General features: G+C 72.1%; 19 protein-coding genes and 1 pseudogene. 7 read left to right on the forward strand and 13 right to left on the reverse strand.

Annotation, left to right across the window (positions count from 1 at the left end; genetic code table 11):
* Nucleotides 1-219: 219 nt before the first annotated feature.
* Nucleotides 220-1,470 (forward strand): mannosyltransferase family protein, encoded by a 1,251-nt coding sequence (locus tag IH45_RS0139755; protein ID WP_078898013.1) that lies wholly within the window; start codon nt 220-222, stop codon nt 1,468-1,470.
* Nucleotides 1,471-1,578: 108 nt separating this feature from the next.
* On the opposite strand, the gene IH45_RS0139760 is transcribed toward IH45_RS0139755, so the two are convergent.
* The 3 genes and pseudogenes from IH45_RS0139760 to IH45_RS01000000144625 form a co-directional block, all read right to left on the reverse strand.
* Nucleotides 1,579-2,757, reverse strand: coding sequence for an RNA polymerase sigma factor (locus tag IH45_RS0139760; protein WP_030680904.1), 1,179 nt, complete (start codon nt 2,755-2,757; stop codon nt 1,579-1,581).
* A gap of 28 nt (nt 2,758-2,785) precedes the next feature.
* Complete coding sequence (locus IH45_RS0139765; RefSeq protein WP_030680907.1) at nt 2,786-3,193, reverse strand: YciI family protein; 408 nt, start codon at nt 3,191-3,193, stop codon at nt 2,786-2,788.
* 134 nt (nt 3,194-3,327) lie between these two features.
* Nucleotides 3,328-3,983, reverse strand: a pseudogene (locus tag IH45_RS01000000144625) (SAM-dependent methyltransferase).
* A gap of 302 nt (nt 3,984-4,285) precedes the next feature.
* Here IH45_RS01000000144625 and IH45_RS0139775 point away from each other — a divergent pair.
* Nucleotides 4,286-4,807, forward strand: coding sequence for a GNAT family N-acetyltransferase (locus IH45_RS0139775; RefSeq protein WP_030680910.1), 522 nt, complete (start codon nt 4,286-4,288; stop codon nt 4,805-4,807).
* 43 nt (nt 4,808-4,850) lie between these two features.
* On the opposite strand, the gene IH45_RS1000000145685 is transcribed toward IH45_RS0139775, so the two are convergent.
* From IH45_RS1000000145685 to IH45_RS1000000145690, 3 genes are all read right to left on the reverse strand, one after another.
* Entirely contained in the window at nt 4,851-5,804 is a 954-nt protein-coding gene (locus IH45_RS1000000145685) for a hypothetical protein (RefSeq protein ID WP_050515519.1), read from the reverse strand.
* Nucleotides 5,805-5,923: 119 nt separating this feature from the next.
* Nucleotides 5,924-7,597 (reverse strand): DUF885 family protein, encoded by a 1,674-nt coding sequence (locus IH45_RS0139785; RefSeq protein WP_032919280.1) that lies wholly within the window; start codon nt 7,595-7,597, stop codon nt 5,924-5,926.
* A 65-nt stretch (nt 7,598-7,662) separates the two neighbouring features.
* On the reverse strand, nt 7,663-8,754 hold the full coding sequence (locus tag IH45_RS1000000145690) for a LysR family transcriptional regulator (RefSeq protein WP_078898014.1): 1,092 nt from the start codon (nt 8,752-8,754) through the stop codon (nt 7,663-7,665).
* 144 nt (nt 8,755-8,898) lie between these two features.
* Between IH45_RS1000000145690 and IH45_RS1000000149095 the strand changes: the two genes are divergently transcribed.
* Both IH45_RS1000000149095 and IH45_RS0139800 read left to right on the forward strand, forming a co-directional pair.
* Nucleotides 8,899-9,237, forward strand: a complete 339-nt coding sequence (locus IH45_RS1000000149095) for a hypothetical protein (protein WP_158813445.1) — start codon at nt 8,899-8,901, stop codon at nt 9,235-9,237.
* The gene (locus tag IH45_RS0139800; protein WP_050515521.1) at nt 9,231-10,571 is read left to right on the forward strand and encodes an MFS transporter; all 1,341 of its coding nucleotides are present in this window, start codon (nt 9,231-9,233) and stop codon (nt 10,569-10,571) included. The genes IH45_RS1000000149095 and IH45_RS0139800 overlap by 7 nt, the downstream gene beginning before the upstream one ends.
* A gap of 34 nt (nt 10,572-10,605) precedes the next feature.
* Here the strand turns inward: IH45_RS0139800 and IH45_RS0139805 are convergent, their stop codons facing one another.
* The 6 genes from IH45_RS0139805 to IH45_RS0139830 form a co-directional block, all read right to left on the reverse strand.
* Nucleotides 10,606-11,595, reverse strand: a complete 990-nt coding sequence (locus IH45_RS0139805; protein ID WP_030680929.1) for an MBL fold metallo-hydrolase — start codon at nt 11,593-11,595, stop codon at nt 10,606-10,608.
* Nucleotides 11,592-11,882 carry a hypothetical protein gene (locus IH45_RS0139810; RefSeq protein WP_030680932.1) on the reverse strand — a complete coding sequence of 97 codons (291 nt, stop codon included), beginning with the start codon at nt 11,880-11,882 and terminating at the stop codon, nt 11,592-11,594. The genes IH45_RS0139805 and IH45_RS0139810 overlap by 4 nt, the downstream gene beginning before the upstream one ends.
* A gap of 278 nt (nt 11,883-12,160) precedes the next feature.
* Nucleotides 12,161-12,652: a hypothetical protein gene (locus tag IH45_RS0139815; protein ID WP_158813447.1), complete on the reverse strand. Its 492-nt coding sequence runs from the start codon at nt 12,650-12,652 to the stop codon at nt 12,161-12,163.
* 26 nt (nt 12,653-12,678) lie between these two features.
* Nucleotides 12,679-13,185, reverse strand: coding sequence for a hypothetical protein (locus IH45_RS0139820; RefSeq protein ID WP_030680937.1), 507 nt, complete (start codon nt 13,183-13,185; stop codon nt 12,679-12,681).
* Between the two features lie 165 nt (nt 13,186-13,350).
* Nucleotides 13,351-13,683, reverse strand: coding sequence for a hypothetical protein (locus IH45_RS0139825; RefSeq protein WP_158813448.1), 333 nt, complete (start codon nt 13,681-13,683; stop codon nt 13,351-13,353).
* Between the two features lie 45 nt (nt 13,684-13,728).
* The gene (locus IH45_RS0139830) at nt 13,729-13,935 is read right to left on the reverse strand and encodes a hypothetical protein (RefSeq protein WP_158813450.1); all 207 of its coding nucleotides are present in this window, start codon (nt 13,933-13,935) and stop codon (nt 13,729-13,731) included.
* Nucleotides 13,936-14,358: 423 nt separating this feature from the next.
* On the opposite strand from IH45_RS0139830, the gene IH45_RS1000000147425 reads away from it, so the two are divergent.
* From IH45_RS1000000147425 to IH45_RS0139840, 3 genes are all read left to right on the forward strand, one after another.
* Nucleotides 14,359-14,541 carry a hypothetical protein gene (locus IH45_RS1000000147425; protein WP_078898015.1) on the forward strand — a complete coding sequence of 61 codons (183 nt, stop codon included), beginning with the start codon at nt 14,359-14,361 and terminating at the stop codon, nt 14,539-14,541.
* Nucleotides 14,542-14,721: 180 nt separating this feature from the next.
* Nucleotides 14,722-15,390: an alpha-ketoglutarate-dependent dioxygenase AlkB family protein gene (locus IH45_RS0139835; protein WP_050515522.1), complete on the forward strand. Its 669-nt coding sequence runs from the start codon at nt 14,722-14,724 to the stop codon at nt 15,388-15,390.
* Nucleotides 15,391-15,532: 142 nt separating this feature from the next.
* Complete coding sequence (locus IH45_RS0139840; RefSeq protein ID WP_030680949.1) at nt 15,533-15,799, forward strand: DUF2277 domain-containing protein; 267 nt, start codon at nt 15,533-15,535, stop codon at nt 15,797-15,799.
* A 55-nt stretch (nt 15,800-15,854) separates the two neighbouring features.
* Here IH45_RS0139840 and IH45_RS0139845 read toward each other — a convergent pair whose 3' ends face one another.
* The gene (locus IH45_RS0139845) at nt 15,855-16,691 is read right to left on the reverse strand and encodes an endonuclease/exonuclease/phosphatase family protein (RefSeq protein ID WP_394298743.1); all 837 of its coding nucleotides are present in this window, start codon (nt 16,689-16,691) and stop codon (nt 15,855-15,857) included.
* Nucleotides 16,692-16,815 lie beyond the last annotated feature (124 nt).

The following is a 16,815-nucleotide window of genomic DNA, read 5'->3' on the forward strand; positions in this document are numbered from 1 at the left end:
CGCCCACCCCGGCGGGTGCTTCCTCGCCCCCGCCCACCCCGACGTCCACGACCAGCGACGTCCCCATCGACAGCTCCGCCACCACGGACGGCGCCCCCGCAACGGACGGTGCCTCCCGGGGAACGGCCACCGAACCGCCGCCCTGAGCCGCCCGCCTCCCGTAACCCGGCGCTCCGCCACCGGGCGCCCCGGCCTGCCTGCCCCCATCCAAGGAACCCGATGCCCCCTATATCCACCGATGTACGCGACCAACCCCAGCCTCCGGCAGCGCCCCGGCGCCTTCCGGGGCCCGCCACCCGGGCCGGCCGTGTGCGCTGGGGCATACGCGGCCGCGCGATCCGGCGCCTCGGCCCCGGGGACCGGGACATCCTGTGGCTGTACCTGTCGACACGGATAGGGATCTGGCTGACGGCCTACTGCGCCCGGTGGCTGTTCCCCTCCGATCCCGCCACCCACGACCCCGGCCCGTCCCTCGCGCCGTTCCAGCACTGGGACTGGGACCACTTCCTGCACATCGCCCAGCAGGGCTACTTCCCCGGACAGGCCGGGCCGTGGCAGTCCGAATGGGACAACCGTGAGGCCTTCTTCCCCGGCTTTCCCCTCGTGCTGCGCGCGGTGCACCTGCTGGTGCCGGACTGGGCGCTGGCCGGGCTGACGATCTCCTTCGTCTCCGGGGCCGTCGCCGTACTGGCCCTCGCCCGCATAGCCCGGCACCACCTGCCCGACGCCGAGGCGGGACAGCGCGCCGTCCTGTTCTTCCTGCTCTCCCCCTGCGCCGTCTTCCTGGCCGTCGGCTACACCGAGGCCCTCTTCCTGGCCCTCGCCCTGCCCGCCTGGCTCGCGGGCCGGCGCCACAACTGGCCCCTGGCCATGGCACTGACCGCCGCGGCCACCGCCGTACGCGTCAGCGGCCTCTTCCTCGCAGCGGCCCTCGCCACCCAGTTCCTCCTGACCCTGCGCAGCACCCGCAACCTGCGCCCGCTCCCCTGGCTGGCCCTGCCCGTGCTGCCCCTCGCCCTCTTCAGCTGGTACCTCCACTCCCACACCGGCGACTGGATGGCCTGGAAGCACGCCCAGGAACGCGGCTGGTTCCGCACCTTCCACACGCCCTGGGAAGCCTGGAGCAACACCTGGACCAACGCCTTCGGCCACGCCCAGGGCACCGGCTACGCCTTCATGTTCCAGGCCGAGCTGGTGACGATGGCCGTCGGGGTGGCGCTGCTCGTCGTGCTGGCGCGCAAGCGCCGCTGGGCCGAGACCGTCTACGTCGCCCTCAGCCTGTGCGCCCTGGGAACCTCGTTCTGGTACGTGTCCATCCCCCGCGCCGCCCTCCTGTGGTGGCCGCTGTGGATCTTCCTGGCCGCCTGGAGCCTGCGCAGCCCGCGGTTCAAGACCGCGTATCTCTGTGTGGTCGCACCTCTGAGCACGGTGTTCGCCCTGACCTTTCTCACGGGGCGCTGGACCGGGTGATCGGGGGGATCCGGGGTGGGGATCGAGGGCCGGGTGACCGGCCGCCGGGCACGATACGGTCCGTCCGCCCGGGCCCGGCACAGTCTCCCCACCCCGGGCCCGGCAGCCTCACCGACCGGTGTTGAGCCGCGCCGCCTGGCGCGTCAGGTAGTCGCGCTCGGCGAGGTTGGGTGCCTTGTGGGCCGCCTCCGCGTACAGCCGGGCCGCCGTCGTCAGGTCGCCGTCGCGCTCGTGGAGGTACGCCGCCACCGCCGCGTGGCGCGGCAGGCCGGCGTCCAGCTCCGCGAGCGCCGCGAGCCCGGCGCGTGGCCCGTCGGCCTCACCGACCGCGACCGCGCGATTGAGCCGGACGACGGGGCTGTCGGTCAGGCCCGCCAGTTCGTCGTACCACTCGACGATCTGCACCCAGTCGGTCTCCTCGGCGCGCGGAGCGTCCGCGTGGAGGGCCGCGATGGCGGCCTGGGCCTGGAATTCGCCCAGCCGGTCGCGGGCGAGGGCGGCCTGCAGAATTTCGACGCCTTCGGCGATCGCCCCGGTGTCCCACTGCGTACGGTCCTGGTCGGCGAGCGGCACCAGGGCGCCGTCGGGCGCGGTCCGGGCGGCGCGCCGGGCGTGGTGGAGCAGCATGAGGGCGAGCAGCCCCGCGACCTCGGGGTGGTCGATCACGGTGGCGAGCTGCCGGGTGAGCCGGATGGCCTCGGCGGCGAGGTCGATGTCGCCGGAGTAGCCCTCGTTGAAGACCAGGTAGAGCACGCGCAGCACGGTGGCGACATCGCCGGGCCGGTCGAAGCTGCCCCGGGCTTCCGGCTTCGCCCGGGCAGGAGAGATCCCCTTGTCGGCGAGGGTGCGCTTGGCCCTGCTGATACGTTGCGCCATCGTCGCCTCGGGCACCAGATAGGCCTGGGCGATCTGGCGCGTGGTCAGCCCGCCGACGGCGCGGAGCGTGAGCGCGACCGCGGACGACGGCGTCAGTGCCGGGTGGGCGCACAGGAAGTAGAGCTGGAGGGTGTCGTCCGCCGCGGGCGCGGGCCCGGGCGCCGGCTCCTGGTCGACGAGGTCCTCGCGCCGGCGGCGGGCGGAGTCCGCCCGCCGCGCGTCGAGGAACTTGCGCCAGGCCACGGTGACCAGCCAGCCCTTCGCGTCCCGCGGCCGATCGGCCGGCCAGCCGCGGACCGCCTCGACCAGGGCGTCCTGCACCGCGTCCTCGGCCGCCGCGAAGTCGGCTCCGCGGCGGACGAGGACGGCGAGCACGCCCGGGATCAGGCTCCGGAGCAGCGCCTCGTCCATCGATGAGGCCGATGAGGTCACTGTGCGGTCACTCCGTGATGGTGGGCGGCGCGGCCAGGAACGGGCGCAGCTCCAGCCACTCGTGGATCGGCTTCCCGCCCGCCCCGGGGGCCGCCGACAGTTCCCCGGCCAGCTCGACGGCGCGCTCGTGGCTGTCGACGTCGATCACCATCCAGCCGGCGATGAGGTCCTTGGTCTCGGCGAACGGGCCGTCGGTCACCGGCGGGCGCCCCTCGCCGTCATACCGCACCCAGGTCCCCTCGGGGGCGAGCGCCTGACCGTCGACGAACTCGCCGGTCTTCTCCAGACGGGCCGCGAAGTCGTGCATGTACTGCATGTGTGCCGAGATCTCCTCCGGCGTCCACTGGTCCATGCATACGTCGTTGACCGGGGCCGGGGCGCCGCGGTAGTGCTTCAGCAGCAGGTACTTGGCCATCGTGGTTCTCCTCGATGCGGGTGCGACCCATTGTGGTCACGTTCACCCCGGGGACGGAGCCGGTCATGGGTTCTCGACATCTCCGTACAAGATTTTTTTCGAGTTTCCCGATCGCCTTCGGCGCGCCGTCCGCCTCAGCCCGTCGGGCGGCGGCCCCAGGCGGAGGTCAGCGGTGCGGTGGCCAGGTCGAGGCCGCCCGCGGCGATGTTGGCCAGGTGCCGCTCGATCTCGTCGTCGGTGGCCAGGCCGGCGGCCACCAGCTTGTCGCGTACCTGATGAACGGTGGCCTTCTCCAGCACGGCGCACGCCGGTGAGGTGATCGGGAAGTACGCGTCGGCCTCGACCTCGGCCAGCCCGGCCTCGCGCAGCAGCCGCGGCAGCTTGCGCCCGTACGCCAGGTCCGCGCCGCGCTGCCGCAGCAGCTCGCGGAAGCCCCGGCGCAGCCTGTTGGCCGGCTCCTGCCCGGGCCCGTGCTCATCGGGGCAGAACAAGCGTGGCGCAGCACCGTGAAATCCTTCTCGGCGGTGTCGTCCACCCAGGACGTGTCGATGTTGGTGGCCACCACGTACCCGGTCGGCCCGACCCGCCCGGCCAGCCGGCTCGGCACGGCGGGCCCGCCGGCGCCGACCTCCCAGCACCGCCACCCCGCACCGAGCCCGACGGTCTCGAAGTGCCGGAACGTCCACGCGTCGAAGAGCGCCGACAGCGCGCTGAACCGTTCGCCCGCCTCGGACTGCCGGTTGTCCAGGCGGTACCCCGTGCCGGAGGATTCCCGCGCGTCGTCCGCCATGGGGCGATCATCCCAGGCGGACCGACGGGCCGGGCCGTCCGCATCCGCGGCGGTCCCCCGGTCCGCGGCGGTCCACCGGTCCGCGGTGACGGCCTCACCACGGCAACGACAGCCGATCGAAAAACTCTTCGATGCGGGACCGGCCGCGCTGCTAACATCCCGTCAGCGCGAGAGACGCGTGTGCGAGGGACGAGGAGGTTGATGAATATGGCCGCCGTCGGCCGCCGTCAGCATGCCCTCGTCCGATCCGTGCGCTAACCCCCACGGGCCGGTCGTTCCACCACAACGACTGAGAGTGACACGTGTCCGCTTCCGCCTCATCCACTCACCCGCTGCTGACCACCGACCGCCTCGTCCTCCGGCCCTGGGGCCTCGGCGAAGTGGCCGCGGTCAGCTGCTGCATACCGTCGGTGGACTGGGCCGACGGCTTCCCCGCCGAAGGCGACCGCATCATCGCCCACCTCTTCGAGCAGCACCCCGAGTGGCTCGACGACCACAGCCAGCGCCTGATTGTCGAGCGCGACAGCGACCTGCTGGTGGGCTCCATCGGCCTGTTCCTGCCGCCGGACGACGGTCAGGTCGAGATCGGTTACGGCATCGTGGAATCCCGCCGCGGCCGGGGCTACGCCACCGAGGCCACCCGCGCCCTGACGGCGTACGCCCTCACCTTGCCCGACGTCCACACCGTGGTCGCGGGCGCCGAGCTGTCGAACCCGGCCTCACTGCGCGTACTGGAGAAGGCCGGCTTCCGCCGCCTCGCCACCGACGACGAGGAGAACCTCGCCCGGTTCATGATCACGCGGCCGGATCGCCGCGAACGGTGATGCCGGGTGGCCGGCGGCATGCCGTCGGCCACCCCGCCGGTCGTCAGGCCGCCGGGAGGACCGCGGTGGCCGCCTGCGGCTGCCGGGCCGCGGCCAGGGCGTGCACCAGCGTGGCAAGTACCAGGCAGGCGGCAAGTCCTGCGGCGACGAAGGCGGGAAGAGGGCGCAGGAAAGTGTGGTGGAGCGTGTGCGAAAGGGGTGAGGGGGCGAACGGAATTCCCGCCAGTACGTGCGGTGCCATTGCTGCCACAGAGACCAGGAAACCGGCCGCCAAGGGTCCGATCGTGCTTCTGAAGAACAGCAGGACGGCCATCAGGACGCACAGCGCCGGAAGGCCGATCGCCGCGATATCCGCCGGGATCGACGCGCCACGGTGCAGCCCCGTGGGAACATGCGCCCCGCCGCACAGCAAAAGCCCCAGGCCCCCCAGTCTGGGGAGCCATCTCGCGGCAGGGGAACAACCGGATTCCGCGTGCTCGTACGCCCCCGCCTCATCGCCGTTTTCGGGCGGTGACACACCGTCTTCGAAGTCTCCGGCGCTTTCGGGCGCGCTCTCCTTCGTGCGCTCGGCCACGAGCGAGGTGATGAGTTCGGCCAGTTCCTCCACGGAACGCCGGCCCGCCGCCGTACGTGTCGTCTGCGAGCCGGCCCGAGCGGCGTGCGGCGGCTGGTGCAGCAGCGTGACGAGATGGCTGACCTCGGCGACAGGCCGCCGCTCCGCGGCCCTGCGGAGAATGGCGTCGGCGCCGTCGGAGGACCGTGGCGGTTGCGACAGCAGATGCACGAGCTGCGCCACCTCGTGTACGGGCAGCTCCGTCGCGGCCGTGCACAGCGCCTCGTCCGCGGCGCATCTGCCGTGCGGAGATCTCTCCAGCAGATCGACGAGGCGCGCGACCGCGTCCAACGGCTGACAGGCCACGGCCGTACGAACCAATTCGATCACGGGGTCCGCGTAGTCCTCGGGTGCGTTTCTGTTCGCCTTGAATTCTGGCCTCATGGGCTTCCTCTCCCGTACCGAGAAGCTGGTTCCTGTGCACTCGTTCGGCATAGGCGCGCCTGGACAAGATCAGGTTCTGCAAGATCCAGTCCTACTTCATGATCCGGGAGTCGGCGATTCTACGGCCGCCGGGAGAGCGGGAACGCGCTCTCCTCCGCAAGGGCGGCCGGCAGCAGCCCGAGCGGCGGAGAGCCGAGGGAAAGCACCGCGCGGTGGAATCGCGCGGCGGAATAGGCGCTGCCCCAGCGCCGCCGGGCTTCGCCCCGCAGGTCGCGCAGGGCGAGCTTGCCCCAGGTGTAGCGGCCGTAGGTGGGGTCGAAGGTGGCGCGTTCGGCCTCGGAGCGGGCGGCGCGGCCCGACAGGTAGGTGTCCGCCTCGAAGCGCCGGGCGGCCTCCGGCACGTCCATGGCTCCGGTGTGCACGCCGATCGCGCAGACCAGCCGTACCACCCTGATCAGTGCTTCCATGCAGACGCCGATGGCGAAGCGGGGGTCGCCCGCCCGGAAGCCCTCCTCCACCATCAGTTCCTCCCCGTAGTGCGCCCAGCCCTCCATGAAGGTGAGGGACTGCAGGATGCGCCGGACTGGACTGGTGGCCCGGCGCAGGCATCGGGCGTGCGCGAAGTGCCCGGGCACCACCTCGTGCGCCGTGACGGCGGGCAGCATGGTGGGGCTGAAGACGGCCAGCCACTCTGCGGCGTCCGCCGTGCGCCAGCCCGGTCCCGGCAAGGTGATGTGGTACCAGGACGGAGCGTCGGGTTCCCCGGGCGCGGCGAACGCCATCATGGCCCAGGTGTCCTGGCGGGACGGCGGCGTGGGGCCGACCCGCACCTCGCCGTCGAGGTACGGCAGGAGGGCCCGGCCGCGGGTGAACTCCATCAGTTCGGTGGTGACGGCCCGCGCCCGGTCCAGTACGGCGTCGGCCGGCGGGGGTTCCCGTACGAGATCTCGCACGAGAGCGTGCGGGCGGCGGCCGGGGGCCAGCCGGTGGCAGGCGTCGCGCAGCAGGACGCGCAGCCGTTCCGTCTCCTGGTCCGCCCGTTCGGCCAGCCGGGGCAGGCTCACGTCGAGCCCTTCAGGGGCGCCCATGAGCAGGGCGAGGTCCCGCTCGCCGAGTGCGGAGCGCGGGTCGCCGTGCTCGGCCGCGTACCGGAGGCACGTCACCAGCCGTCCATGTGCGCTGCGGGCCCGTACGGCGATGTCGGTGTCGGCCAGTTCGGGCGGGATGACCGCGGTGAGGCTGTCGGCCGCGGCCAGCATGGCGCGGGCCGTGGGGGCGTTGACCCGGTCGAGCGAGCGGACGGAAGCGTCGATGGCGTCGGGCCAGGCCGCGAGGTGGGCGCGCTTGGCGCGGTCCCGGTCGGCGGCTGGCGCGTACTCCCGGTCGTATACGCACAGATCGAGGTTGAGCAGGTGCGGCAGCGGGTTGCGGCGGTGCATTTCGAGGTCGCCGTGGACCGTGCGGAGGGCTTTTTCGAAGATGTGGAGGTGGGCGGTGTCGTGGGAGGCGGGTGTGTGGGCGGAAGACGGCGACTCGCCCGAGTCGGGGGCGGGGCGGCCGAGTTCGGGCGAAACGGTGTTTCCGAGGTCGGATGATGCGGCGTCTTCGAGTTCGGACGATGCGGCGTCATCGGGTTCCGCGCATCCGGCGCGGACATCTCCGAGTTCGGCCAACCCGGCGCGGATTCCGTCCGGGGAAAGGTCCTGCACATGGCCATCGTATTCATGCAGGCCGGCTTGTTCGCGTACCTGCTCGACCATCAGGTCGCACACCGCGCGTAACCGAGCGTCCATGGCTCCGTATTCCTTCCGGTTCCGTCCCTGGTTCCTGCGGACGGGCGATCACTTCAGCTGGACGGTCAAGGGATGGCCGTACGGAAGAGCAGTTCGCTCTCCTCGCGAGCCACTTCCGACAAGATCTCGACCATGGGCTCCACCGCGGGCGAGTGGGCCCCCGCGGGGAGCGCGACGTACACACGCCGGGGCGGGAAGTGTCCCGCCAGGGAATGCACAGCGAACCTTTCCTCCGTGCGGGCGGCGAGCAGTCCCGGAATGAGCGTGACACCGGCGGACATCTCCACCAGCCGACTGACCGCGCCCCAATCCCCCACCCGGAAACGGATATGCGGATCGAATCCCAATGCGCTCCTGAATTCTGACGGCGGGCCCAGGCAATCCGGATGGGCACCCTCGATCCACGGTTCCTCCGCCAGGCCGCGCAGCCCGCGCAGTCCGCGTGGAGGCGGTCCACCACGGCCGGCCCGGCTGCCGCGGCCGGCGGCCACGAACAACTCGTCCTCGAACAGCGGAAGTATGTCCAGCCCGCCGACCTGCCCGGACGGGCGGTCCGGTGCGGCCTGGCCCATCCGCTCCCCGATCACGTCCCAGTCGGTGATCAGCGCCATGTCGAGCAGCCCGGACCGCAGGTCCGCGACGTGGTGGCGGGTGGTCGAACCGGACAGCGAGAGTTCGACCCGCGGATAACGTTCGGCGAACCGGGCCAACGCCCGTGGCAGCAGATGCGCGTTGGCGCCGGCGAAGCCGCCCATGCGCAGCCGCCCGCCGCGCAGCCCGTTGAGAGACCGTAACTCCTCTTTTACGGCGACGATCTGCGAAAGAATACCGCGTGCCCGGTCGGCCAGCAGCAGACCCGCGTCGGTCAGCCGGACACCGCGGCCCAGCCGCAGTACGAGTTGCGCACCCACCTCCTGTTCCAGCGCCTCGATCTGTCGTGAGACGGCCGGCTGACTGAAAGACAGCGCCCGGGCCGCGGCCGACATCGAACCCCGGTCGGCAATCTCGACGAGCACCCGTAAACGGTGAAGGTCACGCATGCTCGGAAGATAGAGCAGCCATGCGAAACCCGCAATTGTGCTCTTGTCGCGGATCGGGAAATCTGGTGGAGCGGTTGCCCCGCCGGGCAGCCGGCCGACAGTAGAGGAACAGGACATTCCATGAGTGCCACACCCCTCCCGAAATCGCCTGATCGGGAAGCCGATTTGGCGGTCCCCTGCAGGCAGTACTCCTGGACCCCGGAAGTCCACGACTTGTACGGCGACCCGGAGTCCATCCTGAACAAAATGGACTCGCACAACATGGAGCTCACCGAGCGCCGCATCTTCGTCCTCCTCACCGAAAGCGAGAACCGGGCCCAGATCCGATTCTTCGAGCAGGTGAGGGGCAAGGAATACGCGGTTTCCGCCTGGACCGGCGAGACCCTCGACGGCGCCGGCGCGGCGATCGGCGACACGATCCTGAAGAACAAGGGCATCAACTGCGTCGGCGAGCAGGTACGCGGCCTGCTGGCCCGGTTCCCCATGGCTGCGCCCACCACCGTGCCGGCGCCGGCCAACGCCCGGGCGGCGTTCGCCCACACCGTCCGCGCCCACGGCGAAGGCACCTTCACGCGCGCCACGTTCGCCCTTCTGTGCTGACACCGGCGGCACAGCGCCGATCCGGCCGTCCCGACCAGCGCGCGGGCGGCCGGGTCTTCGCGCGGCTGTGGGCCGCGACGGCGTCGGCGAACCTGGGCGACGGACTGGTCATGGCCCTGGTCCCGCTGCTCGCCGTCCATCTGACGGCCTCCCCGGGGCTGGTCGCGGGGGCGAAACTGGCGCACACGCTGCCCTGGGCGGTGGCCCCGCTCCTGGTCGGTCTGCTCGTCGACAGCCTGGACCGCCGCCGCCTGATCGTCTTCTTCCACCTCTGCCGCGCGGCGGCGCTGTCCGCCCTCCTGGCCACCCTCCTTCTCGACGCCGCCGCCGTCTACGCCCTCTGCCTCCTCTACCTGGTCGCCCTCTGTCTGGCGGTCGGCGAGGCCGTCGCCGACATCGCCACGACCGCCCTGGTCCCCTCGGTGGTGCCGGGCCCCCGGCTGGAGTGGGCGAACTCCTGGATACGGGGTACGGAGTCGGTACTGAACGAGTTCGTGGGGCTGCCGCTGGGCGGACTGCTGATCGCCATCGGCCCGGCGTGGGCGGTGGGCGGCGCCGGCGGGCTGTATCTCGTCGCGGCCGGTGCCATGGTGATGCTGCACGGCAAGTTCCGGCCGGTGATCCAGGGTTCGGCCCGGGGTTCGGCCCCTGATCCGGTGCCCCAGGATCCGCCTCCTGTTGCGGACGGTGCCGGACACCCCGACACCGGTCTCGACGGGCCCAACCGACATCCGCTCACCGCAGGCGTGCGCCTCCTGTGGCGCAACCGGCCGTTGCGCACGCTGACCCTCATGAGCACCGTCATGGCGGGCTGCTGGAGCGCCTGGCTCGCCGTACTGGTCGTATACACCGTCCAGGGGCCGGTCGGCCTGTCCCCGGCCGGGTACGGGCTGCTGCTGACGACCCTGGGCGCGGGCGCTGTGACCGGTGCCGCGCTGGCCCCGCGCCTCGCCCGTACTCTGGGCGCCCGCCGGATCCTGGCCGCGGACGTGGCGGCGGGCGTCGTCATGCTCGCCACCCCGGCCGTGAGCGCCGACGTCGCGGCGATCGCCTGCGCCACGTTCCTCGGCGGGGTGGGCAGCGGCCTGTGGAACGTGGTGGTCATCTCCCTGCGCCAACGCCTGGTGCCACACGGCCAGTTGGGCCGGATCAGCGGCGCCGTCAGATGCCTCGGCTGGGGCGGCATGCCGCTGGGCGCCGCGCTGGCCGCCGGGCTCACCCAACTGGCCGGTCCGCGCCCCGTCTTCGCCGTGGCCGCCCTCCTCACCGCGCTCACGATGATTCCGCTGCTGCGTATCCTGCCCCCGGGCAGAGCGGGCGACGAGCGGCGATGAGAGCTGCTCGTACGCGCGCCGTGCCCGCCGGGGGTCAGCGGGGCTCTGTTGCCGACGGCCAGGCCCGGGGGAACGGCACGCGCAGCGCCTCCGCGGGGACCGGCGTGTGCTCCGCGGCGGCGTGCAGGCGTCCGTCGCGCAGGACGACCGCGCCGCTGCCGAGCATGGCCGTGACCAGCTCGGCGGCGAGGGTCTCGGGGGTGCGGCCCAGGAGCCTGGCCGCGTCGGTCAGCCACGCCCGCGCGTGCAGATACGGCTCGACCTCGCCGGCCGGAATGCCGCCCCGGATCATCAGGGCGAACGCGAAGACCCGCCGCGCGCCGTACCAGACGGCTCCGCCGGGGTCGTCGACCAGGCGCTGGGCGCGGCGCAGCGCGGCGGCGAACGCGGCGCCCGGGTCGGCAGGGGCCGGGCCGTGGGACGGGAGGATCACACGCGGGCCGAGGTCGGCCATCCGCTTGAGCGAGGCGAGCGCCGTACCGGCCGCGGTCGGCCCGTCGAGGGCGAGGTTCACCCAGCCGACGTCGTAGTCCGACAGCGCGTCCCCGACCACGAGCAGTCGCTCCTCCGGCTGCCACAGGGCCAGATGGCCGGGCGTGTGCCCGGGGGTGCGGACCGCCTCCCAGTCGGTGTCGCCGAGGCGGAGGGTCTGCCCGTCGTCGAGCGGCAGATCGACCGTGTACGGGGCGACGGGCTGGTCGAGGTATTCCGCCGCGCAGCAGCCCGGGTCCCTGCGGGTGATGGCCTCCGCCTCCGGGCGCCCGGCCGCGATGCCCGCGCCGCGCGCCTGGAGGAGGGCGTTGCCGCCGACGTGGTCGGAGTGCCAGTGGGTGTTCACGACCAGCCCGATCCCACCGGCGTGCGCGCGGGCCCAGGCCTCGGTCTCCTCCGCGTGGCCGACGAACCCGCTGTCGATAAGGGCCGGCTGCCGCCCGTGCAGGAGGAGCGTGTTGGCGTCCGGGAAGGGCCGCTGCCACCACGTGGCCCAGGACGGCAGCGACGGCGCGAACGGTCGCGGCTTCACCGCTCCTCCGGCCTGTCCACGCGGACCAGCGTCTGCTGCCCGTTGGCGACGAGTTTGCGCCCGCCGTCGTCGTGTACGCCGAACACCGCCAGCCGGCACACGGTCAGCGTGCGCCCGGATTTCAGCACGGTGCCCACTGCCTCGATGCGGTCACCGGTGGCGGGTGCCGGCGCAATGCAAGATATCCGCGCGCCGAGGTGGGCCATGAGCCCTTGCCGGCCGAAGCTGTCCTGGACGCGCTGGTGCGCCTCGGGACTCACCTGCTCCGGCTGCGTCCGGTCTCCCACGTGTTCTCCTTCGACGGACATCGCGGACCCCGGCCAGCGGCGGCCGGGATGCGGCGGGTTCGTCGGCCGACCGGGAGATCCACCGACGGGGACCCGTCGATGACGATCATCATGCGCCTTGGTACCGCTGTGGAGTCAACCAGCCGCCGGGGTCGGCGGATCCGGCCGGGACGGTGCCTCGGCCGGCGGCAGCCCTTCTCGTACGGCGACGATCCGGCGCGCAGGAGGGGCCTGGCGCAGTCCGGGCTCGGATGCTCCCGCGTCGGTCCGTTATGCGCTCAGCGTCGTCCGGCCGCCCGCCTCTTCTTCGGCCGCGGCTTGCCCGGCCACGTCGTCCAGCGCAACGCATCGGCCTCTTCCGCGGGCAGCAGTCCGGCCCCGATGAGAGCGGCCCGGCCCGCTTCCCGTCCGGCGATCACGTAGCCGTACTCCGAGGAATCCACTGCGTGGAAGGACCCGTCGGTCAGCAACACGGCAGCCGCGACACCGTCCAGCCCCTCCGACAAACCTGCACGCACCGACGGCAGGAACTCCGGGGGCAGGCGGTCTTCCGGTACGGCGCTCAGCAACTCCGGCCCCCCGCCCGCACCTGGCGGCTCGAACCGGGCCACGAAGTGCGCGTACGGCCCGCAGGCGCCGATATTCATCAGCACCCGGGCGCACACATCCGAAACGGAAACGGGAAGAGCGATCACATCCGTCACCGTAGGCTCCCGGCGGAGGATCGGCCAGGAAATAACTCGGCCGGCCCGTCCGGAGCGGCCATTCACGGGCGCGGGCGTCGGGCGGCCCGCCCTCAGAAGTCGGCCAGCCGCTCGAACAATGCCATCGGAGTCACGTACCCCGGCCAGCGGCCGTCGGAGAAGAGGTGGATTCCGGCGTCGTGGTAGCTCTGGTCGACGAGTTGGGAGCAGATCATGTGGCCCGTGGCGGCGACGTAGCGGCGCAGGCCCGGGAACGGGATGTGGAGGCGGTGGACGGCGATGGCCAGGTAGTCGAGGAAGCTGTACGGGACGCCCTCGTAGCGGCGGGCGGCGGCGCATATCGCGTCGCGCTGCGGGTCGGTGAGCCCTTCCGGGCAGACGTACAGGATGTTCGCGCCGTCGTAGGCCGACAGGGAGCGGATCGTCGCGCCGCCGGGTTCGGCTTCGATGAGCATGCCGTCGGGGAGTACGAGGAAGGCGTGCTGGTAATCGCCGAAGCCGTTTCCGTTCAGCCATTGGCCGATACGGATCAAGCGGCCGACATTGCCGCTGATTTGGGTGAGACCTATGTCGCCGGGCATGGGCAGGGCATGCTGCATATGCGGCTCCGAGCACACACGAGGGGGTTTTCTGTGTGATACCCAACGGGGAGCCGTTGAAAGGGCCGGGGAAGGAAATGTTCGGGCGGATTCGGAGGCGGACGGTCAATGACCGGATGCGGACGGATTCACGACCGGATGGATTCGGGGCCCGGCGAAACGGGTTCAGCCCAGTTCGTAGTGCCAGCAGCCGTCGGCCGGGTCGAACCGCATGTGCACGCGGGCGGCGGCGCGCAGCCGGTCCCGGTCCTGCCGGGTCACGGTCACCGTGCCGCCCGCCCGGTCGACCACGTACTTGAGCGCGGATTCGAGTTCGTCGCGCCTGCGGGCGAGTTGCGCGTGCTCGTACTGGAGTTGTCGCAGGCGGGCCTGGAGCACCAGGACCTGCTGTTCGGGAGTGGGGTTGTCGTCGACCATGGTGATGGCGTCCTCGGTCGCGGACCGACGGGCGAGGCGGGAGAGGCGCCCCGCCCGGTCCGTTCGCGTGCCGGCAGGCACACCCGGTGGGTGCCGGATGTGCCCACCATCAAGGCGCTGGGGACATTAGTCCTGGTCCAGGTCCCCGAAACGGGCGGCGGAGTTCCAGTTGCCGCTGCCCCAGTTGTGCGAGGCATAGCTCGGCGCATTGGTGTGCTTGCTGATGCTCACGGCATCGTCATCATGGCCGTGGGCCTGAGCCGCGACGGCACCGGCGGCGGACAGACCCACCACCGCGAGGCCGACGAAGAGCGGACGCATTGCAGAACGCATACCAACATCCTCCTTTGAGGCGTGCTGAGAGTGACTGACAGCGTCGATTCAACCCTTGGCGGCCGATCATATGAAAGGAGAAACGCCACTTTCGTCCCGATATACCCGGTTGGCGTATAGGGAGGGGCGGGGGCCGGAGGAGAGGGGCGGGGTCGAAGAAGAGGGGCGGGGCGGGCGGGGCGACGTGCGGCGTTGGGGTCGGTGGAGTCGGTGGAGTCGGTGGGGCGGCACGCAGGCCCGGCGTGCGGGGACGGAGTGTGTGGGTCTGGACACATACGGAGGATTCCATGCACCGGGCACGTACCGGTCGGAGCAGGTCAGCCGCATATGTACGGTGCACGGGGCCGGGCCGGGCGGCCGTGCGGGCACCGAGGGACCTTCGGCGGGGAGCCGTTGTCAGTGCCCGCCCCTAGCATGGACGGCATGCCCCCAACTCCTCCCCCTTCCACGGGTGCGCCCCTCGCCGCGGACGCGAACGAAGCGATCCGGCGGTTCGTTCGCGCCCGCCGAGGCCGTGCGTGGACGGCTGAGGACCGCGCGGAGTACGCGCGGCTGCTGGAGATATGGACGAGCGCGGTGGACCGGACGGTGGCCGGGGTCCGCTGAGCGGATCCGAGCCGGGCCGGAGCGGGCTCGGCGGCCGGACGGGCAGCGGCGGGCGGCTTCTCGGGCAGGGGACGGAAGCAGCGGTGGAAGACAATGAGCGGGAAGGGACCGGCAGGACCGTGTGTGGCGCGCCCCGCGCGTACCGGCCGGGAGTGAGCCGGGAGTGAGGTCGTCGTGAACATGCCGCTGCCCGGCTTCGGCGGTCCCGAACCCGTACGGTCCCGGCCCGCGCCCGGCGCCGTGCACGTGCCCGGCTGGCTGTCCCCGGAACGGCAGCGGGAGCTGGTGGCCGCCTGCCGGGGCTGGGCGCGGGGACCGGTACCGATCCGGCACACCCGGCTGCCGCGCGGCGGTGTCATGTCCGTACAGACGGTGTGCCTCGGCTGGCACTGGCAGCCGTACGCGTACAAGCGGACCGCCGACGACGTCAACGGTGCCCGGGTCGCCGCATTGCCGGACTGGCTGGCCGACCTCGGGCGGGCGGCGCTGGTCGACGCGTACGAGGATGCGACGGCGGGCGACGGCTACACACCGGACACCGCACTGATCAATTTCTATAACGGTCAGGCCAGGATGGGCATGCACCAGGACAAGGACGAACGGTCCAGCGCCCCGGTCGTGTCGCTCAGCATCGGCGACACCTGCGTCTTCCGCTTCGGCAACACCGAGTCCCGCAACCGGCCCTACACCGACATCGAGCTGGCCTCCGGCGACCTGTTCGTCTTCGGCGGACCTTCGCGGTTCGCTTACCACGGCGTGACCAGGGTGCTGCCGGGGACCGGCGACCCCGCGACGGGGCTGACGAGCGGGCGCCTCAACATCACGCTGCGCGTCACCGGTCTGGAGTAGGGGCTGCGCCCGGCAGCTCCGGCCCCCGCCCGTCTGCCCGGCCACTCCGGCCTCCGCCCGTCCGCCCGTCCGCCCGTCCGCCCGTCCGCCCGTCCGCCCGTCGATCCTTCCCGCTCGCGCTCTCGCGGGGCACACTTGACCTATGTGCCGCAGTATCAAGACGCTCCGACCGCCGGCCACCCCCGAGGTGAGCGAGGACGACATCCGGGCGGCGGCTCTCCAGTACGTCCGCAAGATCTCCGGGTTCCGCGCGCCCGCCGCGCACAACCAGGAGGTGTTCGAGCAGGCCGTGGACGCGGTGGCGGCCGCGACGCACGACCTGCTGGCCGGGCTCCAGGTGCGCGGCAGGGGTGGCGCCGCGGCCGCCGGCGGCGGGAACGGGAGCACGCGCGGCGCTCATACCGGCTGATACGGGCGGTTCCGCCGACCGCTGCCGTCGGGCCGGGACCTGACCGGGGTCCGCCTCACTTCCCGGAAGTCTCGGGCAGCTCCAGCACCGCCCGTACCGGCAGGTGATCGCTGGGGAACTGCCCGTCCTCGGAGAACGTGTCGATCACGGCGCGGTGGGTGCGGACCGACGGCGAGGTGAGGATCCAGTCGATCCGTTCGCCGTCCCGGACCAGCGGCCGGTAGCCGTGGAACGTGGCGTACAAGGTGCTGCGCGACTCGGCGGTGTCCCAGCTGTCCACGAGGCCGCCACGGCTGAGCATCGTGTCGTAGACGGGGTTGTGGTGGGCGGGGACGTTGAAGTCGCCGGTGACGATGCGCGGCAGCGCCGGGTCGAGCGGGCGCAGCCGGTCGGTGATCAGGGTCGCGGAGCGTTCGCGCGAGTACTGGTTCAGGTGGTCCAGGTGGGTGTTGAGGGCGTAGAACTCGCCGCCGGTCCGCAGGTCCCGGAAGCGCACCCAGGTCGCCATCCGGATGACGCTGTTGCCCCACGTCGCCGAACCGATCAGGTACGGAGTGTCGGACAGCCAGAAGTGGTCGTACTCGACCGGGACCAGTCGATGGATGTCGTAGAAGATGGCGGCGAACTCGTCACGGCTGCCGCCGGCGCGGCCGGTGCCGAGCCAGGCGTAGTCGTCGCCGAGGTCCTCGGCGATGTCCTGGAGCTGGTGATAGAGCCCCTCCTGCGTACCGAGCAGGTGCGGCGCCGCCCGGTGCAGCAAGTCGCGCATGACCGGGCGGCGTTCGGGCCACGAGTTGGGCCGCTCGTTCGACGCGTACCGGAGGTTGAACGTCATGGCGCGCAGCCGCCGGTCGCCCCGGGCGGCGTGCGCGGTGCCGCCGCCGTACGCCAGGGCAGGCGTGCCGACGGCCGTCGCCGCGGCCACGCGCAGCGCGGTCCGGCGGCTGAACGGGCTCACGGAGGCGCGGGCGGCGCCCGTGGCCGCCGGTGCGCCCGGGGCCCGCCCCCGCCCGGGG

This window comes from Streptomyces rimosus subsp. rimosus, from assembly GCF_000720725.1.
Taxonomy (GTDB): Bacteria; Actinomycetota; Actinomycetes; order Streptomycetales; family Streptomycetaceae; genus Streptomyces; species Streptomyces rimosus_A.

Bases quoted from the DNA above. Each gene is read 5' to 3' on its own strand.
- IH45_RS1000000149095 (WP_158813445.1), top strand. From the start codon at position 8,899: ATGGAGCTCACCGAGCGCCGCATCTTCGTCCTCCTCACCGAAAGCGAG.
- IH45_RS0139835 (WP_050515522.1), top strand. From the start codon at position 14,722: ATGCCGCTGCCCGGCTTCGGCGGTCCCGAACCCGTACGGTCCCGGCCC.
- IH45_RS0139830 (WP_158813450.1), bottom strand. From the start codon at position 13,935: ATGCGTTCTGCAATGCGTCCGCTCTTCGTCGGCCTCGCGGTGGTGGGT.
- IH45_RS0139840 (WP_030680949.1), top strand. From the start codon at position 15,533: ATGTGCCGCAGTATCAAGACGCTCCGACCGCCGGCCACCCCCGAGGTG.
- IH45_RS1000000145685 (WP_050515519.1), bottom strand. From the start codon at position 5,804: ATGAGGCCAGAATTCAAGGCGAACAGAAACGCACCCGAGGACTACGCG.
- IH45_RS0139785 (WP_032919280.1), bottom strand. From the start codon at position 7,597: ATGGACGCTCGGTTACGCGCGGTGTGCGACCTGATGGTCGAGCAGGTA.
- IH45_RS1000000147425 (WP_078898015.1), top strand. From the start codon at position 14,359: ATGCCCCCAACTCCTCCCCCTTCCACGGGTGCGCCCCTCGCCGCGGAC.
- IH45_RS0139820 (WP_030680937.1), bottom strand. From the start codon at position 13,185: ATGCAGCATGCCCTGCCCATGCCCGGCGACATAGGTCTCACCCAAATC.
- IH45_RS0139760 (WP_030680904.1), bottom strand. From the start codon at position 2,757: ATGGACGAGGCGCTGCTCCGGAGCCTGATCCCGGGCGTGCTCGCCGTC.
- IH45_RS0139755 (WP_078898013.1), top strand. From the start codon at position 220: ATGCCCCCTATATCCACCGATGTACGCGACCAACCCCAGCCTCCGGCA.
- IH45_RS0139765 (WP_030680907.1), bottom strand. From the start codon at position 3,193: ATGGCCAAGTACCTGCTGCTGAAGCACTACCGCGGCGCCCCGGCCCCG.
- IH45_RS1000000145690 (WP_078898014.1), bottom strand. From the start codon at position 8,754: ATGTCCTGTTCCTCTACTGTCGGCCGGCTGCCCGGCGGGGCAACCGCT.